The organism is Priestia megaterium NBRC 15308 = ATCC 14581 (genome assembly GCF_000832985.1).
GTDB classification, from domain to species: Bacteria; Bacillota; Bacilli; order Bacillales; family Bacillaceae_H; genus Priestia; species Priestia megaterium.
Genome location: NZ_CP009920.1, coordinates 73,848 through 85,810, shown reverse-complemented (window position 1 = coordinate 85,810; position 11,963 = coordinate 73,848). Strand labels below are relative to the sequence as shown.

Genomic DNA, 11,963 nt, shown 5'->3' with positions numbered 1-11,963 from the left:
TTTTGTTTTTTGAAAAAAATCAAAGAAATATGACTGTCTTTTTACTTCTCATCATATGGATAAGTTAAATAGAAGTGGTGAGGAGGGAAAGACAAGTGAACGAAGAATCGTTTTATTCACCATTTATAAGCGAAGACGGAAAGAAAAAAACAATTGGAGAAATTGAGTTTTCAGATGTGCAGCGCATGATGGAAAAACATTTAGAAGAAGGCTATCAGCTTGAGTTCAAGCGCGAAGTAAGCTCAACGGTCAAACGGAAAATCCCAAATATCATCGCTTCGTTTGCCAATGAAAAAGGAGGGTGGCTTATTTTTGGCGTAGATGAAGACGACCATTCCATTAACCTGCTCGAGCGCAAAGAATATGAGCTGTTTATTAATAATATGCTTAAAGATGTCACCAATCCCATTCCTCGTATCGTTACGCGTTTTTTATCACCTGAAGATCACCCCGGGCAAGGTGTTTTTGTTATTTGGATTCCCGAAGGTCCGAACCCTCCGTACATGTCTTACGGGAAAATTTACAGAAGAATTGGAAGCGGCACATCTCCCGTTACGGAAATCGATGATCGCTATCATTTAGATCGACTCTATCAAAAATCCGAGGATCAAACGCAGCGAATAGAGGAATTTTGCACAAAAGAACTGTCTATCTATAACAGAAAATGGCCGATGCACGGGAAAAGCTATATTCATTACGGGATGTGTAATATGTACGTGCTGCCACTATATGATTTGCATTTAGTTGAACAAATGGAAGAAGAACGGTTAAAACAATATATTTTAAGCAAGTCTAGCGAGCCAAAATACTATCGTTTGGACGACGAGAGTACGGTGATGCTGCATACACCGTTTGTTAAAGCCTCTTATTCAGCGGAATCCATCATTTTTCGAAGCACAGATGTGATTGATGCGTATGATAAAACAATTGCGTGGGAGCAGTTTTATAACGGATCAGCTAAGTTTCATATTCCTATTCCGTACATGGAAGAATCAAAACAAATTCATGACGTATTAAAGTCAAGGATTTCAAGCTACATCGATGAGACGATTTTTGAGCAGTTTCAATATATAAACGGACCCTTTTTTCTCACATCTTTAATCAGCTGCATCGGCGGATACATTGATTGTATGATGGAATTAAAAGCAGAGCTGGAAGATATGATTATTGTGATTGACTTAGAGAACGTTCGAAACGATGTGCTTTACTTTCCGCATGAGCAATTTCAAACATTTCTAGAAGAAGAAGGGCTCGTCTTTTCAGATAAAAAGCAATATCGATTTAATCGATCATTTAAAACAACAAAATTAGGAGAGAATCTGGAGCTTCTTGCCTACGTTGATTATATCGTGACAGCGTTTGGCCTTTCAAAAAATCAGTCCATTGACTTTCTTAAACACTCATTAAATCAAGGATAAACTATACAATTTTTTGACAATAACTAAAAAAATGACAAAAGTGAAAAAAAGTATGATAATATCTTTCGTAAGTAATGAGCAAGTAAAGAAGAGAAAGGGGACTCTTTTTTACGGATGCCGTTGCTAGGTAGGGTTAAACATAAGGGGAGAAAAGGCAATGAAAAAAGCGACATCCATACTTCTAATTGTCCTAGCACTGGCTGGGTTAGGAGGAGTATGCGCTGCTTATTACCATTTGGAGCAGCAAAAGCAAACGGAAGAAATGACGTATGAACAGAAGTACATAACCGTAAGAAATGCATGAAAAAACCAGCCGATCGGCTGGTTTTTTTGGGGTTTCAAGTCATAGTAAGTAAAATAAAGATTTTGCTTGTTCAGTTTTTTTAAATAACTCCAATGATGTATAGACGCAAAATAGAAAGCCAACGCTTGAAAAAACAAAAAACAAGCGGAGAAAAGGGCGTTTTCTTTGAATACGAAAGTACGTAAAAACAACGAGTGAACATACAAGCAGTACGCTCATAGCAGCAAATCGAATCGCGAGGTCTGCTAAATCATCAACCGTACGCTGAAACAATTTTAGCGTTTCATCGTTCAAATCAGTCTCAGGAATGTTCGTTTTGTCTTGCTGATTTAACACCCCTACATCCCATTTTTCTCGACTATAATCATGAGAAACCGTGTAGTAAAACGGACCAAGCTTTTTTTCATCTGCACCGTCGTCAGCAAGTGCTGAAGCTGGGTGCATGAATGCTAAAACAAAAAATAAAAAGCTCCACTTTCTCATTACCAAAGCCTCTTTCTAACTCAGACTATCTCCCATTATAAACCAAAAAATTTTATGTTTCCATCATCCCTCTTTCCTATTTCCATTTCTATATATAAAGTGAAAGGGGGAATAAAAGATGGCAGAAAAAATTCAGCATTCAAGCCAGCTTCGCTTAGTATTAGAACAAGGAATAAAAGAGGATGGAAAACCCGATTTAAAGACAAAATCCTATATGAACATTCAGCCTGGAAGTTCTGCAGATGCACTCATTACAGCAAGTGAAACCATTGCCAGCCTGCAGTCACTGCCGCTTGTTGAAATCAACGAAGTTGTCACGTTTTCACTTTTAAAATAAGAAAAGAGGTAGAGTATGAAAACTTTAACGATGCAGTTTTTGAATGAGTCACAAAAAGCAGTAAGCCTATCGATTGAATCACCTAAAGATACGTTAGACGCGGCAGCCATTACAGCAGCAATGAACGCGCTGATCGCAAGCGATGTCTTTACTTCAAGCGGCGGAGCGCTCGTTTCCAGAAAAGGCGCTCAAATCGTCGAGCGAAATGTAACCGAATTTACGATTTAAAAATGAAAGTCCTTCCACTTCGGTGCGAAGGGCTTTTTTAAAAGGAGAGAGGAAGATGACAGAGTGGTTTACGCTTGTCTCAGACGTTGGTTTTCCCGTTGTGGTGACGCTTTATTTACTTCACCGAATTGAAGCCAAGCTCGATACAGTTGTGCTATCCATTCAGCATTTAACCGATGAAGTAAAAAAGTGATTATGACAATTGTAAGGCAGTTGTCATGGAAAAGTTGACGGATTTGACACCTCACACTACAATTGGTAGTGTGAGGTGTCGAATATGAAAATTGAAAAATTCAAATTTAACGAAACCGGCCTTAATCGCTTTTTTGGCCCGCTTGAAGCAAAAATTATGACGGCTTTATGGAACGGAAGTGAAATGTCCATTAAAGATGTGCAGCACGTGCTTGAGAAAGAAAAAGCAGTGAACTTCAACACCGTTATGACCGTTATGAATCGATTGGTGGAAAAAGGCGTGTTGCAAAAGCGTTTAAAAGGACGTACGTCGATGTATCAGCCGATTCTTTCTAAAGAGGAATTTATCGACGCTCAGTCGAAAGAGTTAACGCACGAATTGATCGACGAATTTGGCTCGCTTGCTGTTACTCATATGCTTGATGCGTTAGAAGAAGTTGATGATTCACTGTTAAGCATGCTCGAATCAAAAGTCAAACAGTTAAAAAAGGATGAATAATCAATGAATCAAGGAATACTAAAGCGTTCTAAGCTTATTTTTAACCTGTGCTTTTTTATTGCCGTGACGTTGCTTATGCAAATGGGCATGTATGTGCTGCATTTGCTGTTTGGATGGAATTTATCGTTTAACTTAATTTTACTTTGTAACAAAGTAGCCCACTTTTTTGGCTTGTTTTTTATTGAATACATGCTGAATGCGGTTATTTTTCATACGATGTTTGTACTGTTCATTAAAGCTGTAAAGCAAGTGATTCAAATGCGGAAAGTCCGTAAAATGATTACGAAGCTGCGAAATGAAACAACAACGGCTCACCTGCAAAAAGCGTACGGAAAGAATTTAACAGTTTTAACAACAGATCAGCCCATTGCATTAACAATGGGGTTGTTTACACCGCATATCGTTCTGTCTACAGGGTTGCTCTCGGTGCTTGATGAAAATGAACTAGAAGCTGTTATTTACCACGAGCAGTCACACGTTGCAAACAAAGATCCGCTCAAAACATTTTTACTAAGCACGCTTGCTTCTGCATTATGGTATATTCCGTTTATTAAATGGAGCCATAAACGTTTCAAAGTCATGCGTGAAGTGCTGGCTGATCAAGATGCCATTGTGAAAAATGGCACGTCTGCTCACATCGGCAGCGCCCTTTTAAAAATGGTTAAAACGGGACAGACAAGTCTTTCGTGTGCGCACGTATCGTTTGCTGATACGTCGGTTAATTATCGCATTCAATATATTTTAAATCCGGAAACGAAAATGCCGATGCAGCCTCCTGTCATTTTAACGCTGACGTCGCTATACGTGTTTTTTATTTTGTGTGCGCTAATTTTTACCGCTCTAACAGCTTTGTAAGTTTGTAAGAGAGAAAGAAAAGAAGGAGATGAGATTGTGTCAAAAGCAAAGAAAAAGAAAAAAGTAACGCCCAATCAGCAAACGTCCTCGAGCAAGTGGATTTTTTGGGTGATTGGAATTATTGCGGTCTGTATTTTAGGGTTAATCGTCCTTTCTAATATGTCAAAGGGCGGAGGAGATGAAAAGGCCGCTCTTACATATGATAATCAGCCGTATCTTGGAAAAGAGTCAGCTCCGGTAGAAGTGGTAGAGTTTGGAGATTACAAATGTCCGGCTTGTAAAAACTTCACGGAATCCTTTTTCCCGCTGATTCAAAAAGATTATGTAGATACAGGCAAAGTCAAATTCTACTTTATGAACTATGCGTTTATCAACAATGACTCATCTCGTGCAGCAGAGTTTGCCGAGACGGTATATAAAGAGCTTGGGAACGATACATTTTGGAAATTCCATGAACTTCTTTATAAAAAGCAAAACGCAGCGGATGAAAAGAAAGATGTCTTAACGGAATCTTACTTAGAAGATACGCTGAAAGAAGTATCTAGCGATGCCGATGCGAAAAAAGTAGCGAGTGCTTTTAAAGATGGAAAAGGAAAAGATGCGTTTGATCAAGATATGAAGACAGCCAATCATTTAGGCATCACAGGTACACCAACCATTTATGTAGGCGGCAAAAAATTCGAAGGAAAAACAATCGATGACTTTGATCAAATGGTCAAAGATGCGGCTAAGGAGAACAAATAATGAACAAGTCTTTGGTCTTCGGGTGGATTACAGCGCTTATCGCGATGCTTGGAAGCTTGACGTTTAGTGAAGTTCTTCACTTTATTCCGTGTGAACTTTGCTGGTATCAGCGAATTTTAATGTATCCGCTCGCGATTGTGCTAGGTGTAGCCGTGTATCGGAATGATACGTTCATCTACAAATACGTCCTGCCGTTTTCAGTGATTGGTATGACGCTTTCAGGCTATCATTATTGCCTGCAGAAGATACCGGCTCTTAAAGCATTTGAAACGTGTACAAGCGGTGTTCCTTGCTCAGGTCAATATATTAACTGGCTTGGATTTATCACCATTCCTTTTTTAGCGTTTATTGCGTTTACTATCATTACAATTATGATGCTTGTTCTTCGCAAGCAGGCGAAAAAAGCTTAACCTCCGGGTTAAGCTTTTTTGTATGGAAACAAAAAAAGTCCCGCTTCCAAGAAGCGGGTGCAAATAGGGTACATCTATGAAAAATGATGAAATTGTTTTGACAAGAACAGTATATAAAAGAAAAGTGAAAAAACGGTGAAAAGAGAAAAGCTTTTTTAAAAAATAAGGTGAAAAGATGCTTTTCTTACAAAAAAAGCCCCGCTCACAAAAAGCGGGGAATAAATAGGGGTCATTTATGAAAAATGATGAAATTGCTTTGACAAACTTAGTATACAAAAGAAAAGTGAAAAAACGGTGAAAAGATGGAAGCTTTTAGAAAAAATAAAAAAAGACCTGTTTTGGGGAAACAGGTCACTAGAAAGGGAGTAAAACTATGAAAAAAATATGCTAATTGGCTTCGTAAGTACTATCCTATACCTTTATGGTGAAAAAATGATGAAAAGAGAAGCGGGATATAAAAAAAGACCTGCTCTGGGGAAGCAGATCTTCAAAAGGAGTAAAACTATGAAAAAAATATGCTAATTGGCTTCGCAAGTACTATCCTATACCTTTATGGTGAAAAAATGATGAAAAGAGAAGCGGGATATAAAAAAGACCTGCTCTGGGGAAGCAGATCTTCAAAAGGAGTAAAACTATGAAAAAAATATGCTAATTGGCTTCGCAAGTACTATCCTATACCTTTATGGTGAAAAAATGATGAAAAAAGAAGCGGGATATAAAAAAAGACCTGCTCTGGGGAAGCAGGTCTTCACAAAGGAGTAAAACTATGAAAAAAATATGCTAATTGGCTTCGCAAGTATTATCCTATACCTTTATGGTGAAAAAATGGTGAAAAGAGAAGCGGGATATAAAAAAGACCTGCTTTGGGGAAACAGGTCTTTAGAAAGGGAGTAAAACTATGAAAAAAATATGCTAATTGGCTTCGCAAGTATTATCCTATACCTTTATGGTGAAAAAATGGTGAAAAGAGAAGCGGGATATAAAAAAGACCTGCTTTGGGGAAACAGGTCTTTAGAAAGGGAGTAAAACTATGAAAAAAATATGCTAATTGGCTTCGTAAGTACTATCCTATACCTTTATGGTGAAAAGATGGTGAAAACGATATTAGGATATAGTTCCTATTTTTCCATATTATAGATTCATTTCTCTTTAATAGGGTATACGTACATTAGAATCGATATAAACTTAAAGAGCTGCCAGGGAGGTATATATATGGAAAAGAAACACGAAGCAACTGCAAATCAGCGCGTGGTTCATCGCACTCGAAATAGCTGGTCAGGCTTTTTGTTTGGCGTAGGGTTAGTTGCCTTTATTGATGAAGCAGTGTTTCATCAGCTGCTTCATTGGCATCATTTTTATGATAAGTCCTCAACGGCCGCTGGTTTAGTGTCGGACGGTTTGTTTCATGCATTCAGCTGGTTCGCTACGATTGCATCACTTTTTATAGTGGCAGATCTAAGGCGCCGAGGCGGCTGGTGGGTGAAAAGGTGGATAGGAGGAGTATTGCTTGGAGCCGGGGCGTTTCAGCTTTATGACGGGATCGTGCAGCACAAGCTTATGGGACTTCATCAAATCCGGTACGGAGTGAAGATTGCACCTTACGACATTACGTGGAATGTACTTGCATGTTTAATGCTGCTTATTGGCATCATTTTAACATGGTTTGCACGTAAACAAGGTGCACATCATGATTAAATATGAAATATTGTCTCAGCTTTTATTAGCCCTGCCTTTTGTCGCTGCCTTTTTTTTATACATGTGGGCTGCAGCGTCTTCGAATGCAACGTATAGAAAATGGTCATTATATAGGACGTCCAGCTGGACACTTGGTATTTTATGCGCCGTATCTTCTGTAGCCGGACCGCTCGCAGCCCGTGCTCATATGGACTTTACTGCGCATATGACGGGGCATTTGCTTTTAGGTATGCTAGCTCCGCTTTTAATGGCGGTAGGAGCACCTCTTACGCTGCTGCTTCGCACGCTTCCGGTTCATGCAGCCAGAAAAGTGTCAAAACTTTTAAAAGGGCGGTTTGTTCGGTTCATCAGCAGTCCGGTGACAGCTTCTGTTCTTAACGTAGGAGGACTTTGGATTCTTTATACAACAAGTCTGTATGGCATGATGCATCACTCTTTTTTCGTGCATGTCGCTGTACATATTCACGTGTTTTTAGCCGGCTATTTATTCACCGTATCGATGATTTCAATCGATCCTTCGCCGCATCAAAAAACTTTTACGCACCGGGCATCCGTATTGGTTCTTGCTCTTGCTGCTCACGGTATTTTATCAAAATATGTGTATGCTCACCCGCCTATGCACGTCTCGGCGGAAGGGGCGCAGCAAGGGGCTATGCTGATGTATTACGGAGGCGATTTAATCGACTTATGTTTAATTGTGCTTCTTTGTTATGAATGGTTTAAGCGGGTTCAAAAAGTATCTCTTACATAAAAAACGCGCAGAAAGCATGGTGCTTTCTGCGCGTTTTTTTAGTGAATGTTTCGTTTTTTAAAGCGTCCGCCGCGGACTTCGGTAATATCTGCAACGGCTAAAAAGGCAGTAGGATCAAAATCTTCAACAATGGTTTTTAGCTTTGATTCTTCAAGGCGCGTAATGATGCAGAAAATCACTTTTTTATCATCGCCCGTATAAGCACCTTCACCGTGCAAATAAGTAACGCCTCGACCTAGACGCGCATTAATCGCATCGCCAATGTCATCAGAATGATCACTAATAATCCAAGCTGATTTTGATTCTTCCAATCCTTCTACAACCGTATCAATGGCTTTAGCTGCAATGATGTAAGCAAGGATAGAATACATGGCGCGGTCCCACGTGAACACAAATCCCGCTGCTCCTAAAATGAAGAAGTTGAAAAACATCACAATTTCTCCTACGGAAAACGGAATTTTTTTACTGATTAAAATGGCAAGTATCTCCGTACCGTCAAGCGCTCCGCCGTAGCGAATTACGAGTCCAATTCCAATTCCGAGAATAATCCCTCCAAAAACGGTAGCAAGAAGAACGTCTGCGGTAAACGCGGGGACATCATGAAACATAGAAGTTAAGATGGATACAACCAGTATGCCAAAAATAGTGGAAAGGGCAAATGTTTTTCCCATTTGCTTGTACCCGATAAATACAAACGGAAGATTTAGTACAAAAAGAAAGATTCCTAGATTTACGCCAGTAATATGCGAAAGCATGATCGAAATACCGGTAATTCCCCCGTCGACAACGTGGTTTGGGACAAGAAAAATTTCAAGTCCTGTGGCCATGAGCAGGGCACCGATCGCAATGGCGATGGCCCTACCAAATACCTGTCCCTTGGACAGCTTTCGGTGCTGAATTTTCGCTTTTTCGAGTTCTGTCATTTGCATGTCTCCTTTGATGCCTCATATGTATTTCTCACTTTAGAAAAGTGAAACTATCTTTAATTATACCTTACTATGCACAATTAGTGGGGATAGACGGCTTAATTACTCGTTTCACCATATAAAAAAAAGCCTGCTTTAGAGTCATAAGCAGGCTTTTTAAGGAGTAAAACGATGAAAAAAAGTATGATTGGCTTCACAGTTTTCACTATATAGAGGCTTGATGAAAAAATGATGAAAAAGCCGGCATGTGCGGTAAGAAAATCGGGGATACTAGTTAAAAAAGGCCAAAAGGAGATGACGAAATGAGCGTGTGGATGGTGTATAACCACTTGATGCATTCGCAAACCTTTTTAAGCAGCGTATTAATTAGCGGTATTCTTCTTGTTAGCGGAGGATTTGTGTACGGCAGAATAATGAGCAAAAAGTGAACCTAATATTGCCACGGATAGGTTGTTAATGGAAGATGCTCAATAGCTGCTTGGTTAATGTTATACTTGCTCCATAAGCTTAGCGTGGAGGTGTCAGCATGAGCAAGCATCATGATCTAACAGCATCATACGGAGAATCGTTAGTGACGTGTGAACATCAGTTTGAAGCTAGCTATTACTATCATCAAGTGCGTGAACAGTGCATGAATCGTATTCATGAAATAAGCAAAGCGGTAGATGAATTCACCGTTGATTTTACAGATGAAAGTTTGAAAATATTAGAGCTTCTTTACTATGATCTAGAAGACAGCAACTGCTTTGACTATTTTTCAATGACAAAAGAAGAATTCGAAGAGTGTATGGGCGTATACTTTGGTGAAATGGTTACGTCAACTATTGACGAAGCGCGCTGGGTTGTGAAAGAATATCCGCTTATGGAAAACAAGTATGTGACCGGAATTGAAAAAGGGAATCTTTCACTCATGTTTCCTCACGGATTTTTTAACCATAAAGAGCGTCATCCAGAGTGCGTTTTTGCTCTTTATCATTTATATAAACAGCTGCAAAAATAGGAAAAAGGTGAACGTAAGTTCACCTTTTTTATTGTCCCAGCTTTATGGGAATATAAATATCCATTTCATATGTATCACTATATAAATTGCTGTGTATAGCTGTATTTACAATTTCAAGAGCAGGACCTTCAATCATGCTGTAAGGAGAGTTCGGCAGCCATTCATTCCAGATGCTGTTGTACGTCGACCCGAGCGATGTAATGGGACCTCTGTGTTTAAACTGCAGGTATGTAAACGAAGGAAACGTATGAACGCTCATACCGTTTGGAATAAAAGCCGTATCAGCCACTTCTGTCCCTGCAATATAAAAATAATTTTCTTTTTTCGGAGCCATGCAAATGCCTGTAACCATATGAGGTTCTTTTGAAGAGCTAATCATTTCTTTTTCTTTAAGTATTTGCTTCAAAAGATTCTCTTTTTGATACTCTCCGTTTTTTGCTATGCCTATCACTGAAAATCCTTCTTTATATACAACTTTACCTTGCATAATCCACCTCGAATTTTTCAAGCTCTAGCTTTTATTCTATCAATCATAAATTACTTTACCGTGATTGTAACATAATCTTAAGTAGATATCGATGCAGAAAATGGAACATGATCAAAGCTTCAAACACACGCTTGGGATACTCTAATTATTACATAAAAACAGCGCGGGAATTCGCACGCTGTTTTTACGAATGCAACACTTTATTTATATAACGTTTACGAGGAGTAAATCCGGGAAACTCCTTAATATAAGTCAAAATGGTAGCTAAACCAGTAGTCGTCCTGCACATTCTTTGTGTTTGAAGCGACAATATGCTCATGCCCTTGTTCGTCCGTGGCAATCCAGTTGTAGTTGATATCCATTTTAATCGGATACATATTGCCTTTTTTAAACAAAATAACGGGGGGAGTTACTTCAACAAACTCGTTTAGTTTTTTAACAACATCTTCTTTACAGCGAATTAGCTCCATGTCTTTTTCTCCTTCGGTGTTATTGCACAATCATATTTTTGGCGTTGTGCACAATATATAATTTAAAATAACAAAGGTAAGTTTAGCACATTTTACAAAAAACAGAGAAATAAAAAGGAGCAATATCGATGAATGAACAAATTTTATTAGCAGAACGCCCAAAGGGAATGCCAACAAAAGATACGTTTAAATACGAAAAAATTGAAATGCCTACAGCGAAAGAAGGCGAGGTACTTGTTCAAACACTGTACCTTTCTGTTGATCCGTATATGAGAGGACGCATGAACGATACAAAATCATATGTTCCTCCATTTGAGCTAAACGCACCGCTTGCAGGCGGCATTGTAGCACGCGTAACGGAATCAAAATCAGATCGCTTTAAAGAAGGCGATATCGTGACGGGTATGCTTCCTTGGAAACGCTATTCAGCTGCAGAAGCAAAAAACTTACAGAAAGTTGATCCAGAGCTAGCGCCAATTACAACGGCTATCGGCGTTCTTGGTATGCCTGGTCTCACAGCTTACTTTGGACTGCTTGAAATTGGTCAGCCAAAAGAAGGCGAAACAGTAGTCGTTTCCGGTGCAGCAGGTGCTGTTGGATCTGTTGTTGGTCAAATCGCTAAAATTAAAGGCGCACGTGTTGTCGGCATCGCAGGTTCTGAAGATAAAATTGCTTATTTAAAAGATGAGCTCGGATTTGATGAAGTGATTAATTATAAAAAAGGAAATGTAAAAGAAGCGTTGAAAGAGGCGTGTCCTAATGGCGTTGATGTTTACTTTGAAAACGTCGGTGGAGAGATTTCAGATGCAGTTGTCAGCTTATTAAATAAATTTGCGCGCATACCGCTTTGCGGCCAAATTTCACTGTATAACTTAGAAAAACAAGATGTTGGACCGCGTGTTCAAACACCTTTATTAATTAACAGTGCGTTAATGAAAGGCTTTATCGTAGCCGACTATGCAGACAAATTCCCTGAAGGCATTAAGCAGTTAGGGGAATGGGTGCAGCAAGGAAAAATCAAGTACAGCGAAAACATTGTAGAAGGTTTTGAAAATGTACCTGAAGCGTTCCTTGGTTTATTTGAAGGAGCAAACTTAGGAAAACAGCTTGTAAAAGTAGCAGAATAAGCGTAAAAAACCGTGCAGGATTATTCCCGCACGGTTT

Annotated in this window: 18 protein-coding genes; 14 read left to right on the top strand and 4 right to left on the bottom strand. The window is 39.2% G+C overall.

Features of this window, described 5'->3' with window-relative positions; all coding sequences use genetic code 11:
• Positions 1–95 precede the first annotated feature (95 nt).
• Both BG04_RS00930 and BG04_RS30795 read left to right on the top strand, forming a co-directional pair.
• Positions 96–1,418 carry an AlbA family DNA-binding domain-containing protein gene (locus BG04_RS00930; protein WP_034650618.1) on the top strand — a complete coding sequence of 441 codons (1,323 nt, stop codon included), beginning with the start codon at positions 96–98 and terminating at the stop codon, positions 1,416–1,418.
• Positions 1,419–1,575: 157 nt separating this feature from the next.
• Positions 1,576–1,722: a hypothetical protein gene (locus BG04_RS30795; RefSeq protein WP_013057870.1), complete on the top strand. Its 147-nt coding sequence runs from the start codon at positions 1,576–1,578 to the stop codon at positions 1,720–1,722.
• Positions 1,723–1,761: 39 nt separating this feature from the next.
• On the opposite strand, the gene BG04_RS00925 is transcribed toward BG04_RS30795, so the two are convergent.
• Positions 1,762–2,205: a hypothetical protein gene (locus BG04_RS00925; protein WP_013083930.1), complete on the bottom strand. Its 444-nt coding sequence runs from the start codon at positions 2,203–2,205 to the stop codon at positions 1,762–1,764.
• A 118-nt stretch (positions 2,206–2,323) separates the two neighbouring features.
• Between BG04_RS00925 and BG04_RS00920 the strand changes: the two genes are divergently transcribed.
• From BG04_RS00920 to BG04_RS00880, 9 genes are all read left to right on the top strand, one after another.
• Entirely contained in the window at positions 2,324–2,542 is a 219-nt protein-coding gene (locus BG04_RS00920) for a DUF1659 domain-containing protein (RefSeq protein ID WP_013057868.1), read from the top strand.
• A 15-nt stretch (positions 2,543–2,557) separates the two neighbouring features.
• Positions 2,558–2,770 carry a DUF2922 domain-containing protein gene (locus BG04_RS00915; RefSeq protein ID WP_034650620.1) on the top strand — a complete coding sequence of 71 codons (213 nt, stop codon included), beginning with the start codon at positions 2,558–2,560 and terminating at the stop codon, positions 2,768–2,770.
• 55 nt (positions 2,771–2,825) lie between these two features.
• Positions 2,826–2,963, top strand: a complete 138-nt coding sequence (locus tag BG04_RS00910) for a YvrJ family protein (RefSeq protein WP_013057866.1) — start codon at positions 2,826–2,828, stop codon at positions 2,961–2,963.
• Positions 2,964–3,047: 84 nt separating this feature from the next.
• Positions 3,048–3,461, top strand: a complete 414-nt coding sequence (locus BG04_RS00905; protein ID WP_013057865.1) for a BlaI/MecI/CopY family transcriptional regulator — start codon at positions 3,048–3,050, stop codon at positions 3,459–3,461.
• Positions 3,462–3,464: 3 nt separating this feature from the next.
• The gene (locus BG04_RS00900; RefSeq protein WP_013083927.1) at positions 3,465–4,316 is read left to right on the top strand and encodes a M56 family metallopeptidase; all 852 of its coding nucleotides are present in this window, start codon (positions 3,465–3,467) and stop codon (positions 4,314–4,316) included.
• Positions 4,317–4,352: 36 nt separating this feature from the next.
• Positions 4,353–5,060 carry a DsbA family protein gene (locus tag BG04_RS00895; RefSeq protein WP_034650624.1) on the top strand — a complete coding sequence of 236 codons (708 nt, stop codon included), beginning with the start codon at positions 4,353–4,355 and terminating at the stop codon, positions 5,058–5,060.
• Positions 5,060–5,470 (top strand): disulfide oxidoreductase, encoded by a 411-nt coding sequence (locus BG04_RS00890; RefSeq protein WP_034650626.1) that lies wholly within the window; start codon positions 5,060–5,062, stop codon positions 5,468–5,470. The genes BG04_RS00895 and BG04_RS00890 overlap by 1 nt, the downstream gene beginning before the upstream one ends.
• A gap of 1,212 nt (positions 5,471–6,682) precedes the next feature.
• Positions 6,683–7,165 (top strand): DUF2243 domain-containing protein, encoded by a 483-nt coding sequence (locus tag BG04_RS00885; protein ID WP_034650629.1) that lies wholly within the window; start codon positions 6,683–6,685, stop codon positions 7,163–7,165.
• Complete coding sequence (locus BG04_RS00880) at positions 7,158–7,916, top strand: cytochrome c oxidase assembly protein (protein WP_034650632.1); 759 nt, start codon at positions 7,158–7,160, stop codon at positions 7,914–7,916. Before BG04_RS00885 ends, BG04_RS00880 begins: the two co-directional genes overlap by 8 nt.
• Before the next feature lie 38 nt (positions 7,917–7,954).
• On the opposite strand, the gene BG04_RS00875 is transcribed toward BG04_RS00880, so the two are convergent.
• Positions 7,955–8,839, bottom strand: a complete 885-nt coding sequence (locus BG04_RS00875) for a YitT family protein (RefSeq protein WP_016764809.1) — start codon at positions 8,837–8,839, stop codon at positions 7,955–7,957.
• 305 nt (positions 8,840–9,144) lie between these two features.
• Between BG04_RS00875 and BG04_RS31620 the strand changes: the two genes are divergently transcribed.
• Both BG04_RS31620 and BG04_RS00870 read left to right on the top strand, forming a co-directional pair.
• On the top strand, positions 9,145–9,270 hold the full coding sequence (locus BG04_RS31620; RefSeq protein ID WP_255323385.1) for a hypothetical protein: 126 nt from the start codon (positions 9,145–9,147) through the stop codon (positions 9,268–9,270).
• Between the two features lie 98 nt (positions 9,271–9,368).
• Positions 9,369–9,842 carry a hypothetical protein gene (locus BG04_RS00870; protein ID WP_034650636.1) on the top strand — a complete coding sequence of 158 codons (474 nt, stop codon included), beginning with the start codon at positions 9,369–9,371 and terminating at the stop codon, positions 9,840–9,842.
• Positions 9,843–9,870: 28 nt separating this feature from the next.
• On the opposite strand, the gene BG04_RS00865 is transcribed toward BG04_RS00870, so the two are convergent.
• A complete protein-coding gene (locus BG04_RS00865; RefSeq protein ID WP_013083918.1) occupies positions 9,871–10,329 on the bottom strand; it encodes a GyrI-like domain-containing protein in 459 nt (152 codons plus the stop codon).
• 242 nt (positions 10,330–10,571) lie between these two features.
• Positions 10,572–10,799: a hypothetical protein gene (locus tag BG04_RS00860; RefSeq protein ID WP_016764806.1), complete on the bottom strand. Its 228-nt coding sequence runs from the start codon at positions 10,797–10,799 to the stop codon at positions 10,572–10,574.
• A 128-nt stretch (positions 10,800–10,927) separates the two neighbouring features.
• Here BG04_RS00860 and BG04_RS00855 point away from each other — a divergent pair, with 128 nt between their 5' ends.
• Entirely contained in the window at positions 10,928–11,926 is a 999-nt protein-coding gene (locus tag BG04_RS00855; protein WP_034650639.1) for an NADP-dependent oxidoreductase, read from the top strand.
• Positions 11,927–11,963 lie beyond the last annotated feature (37 nt).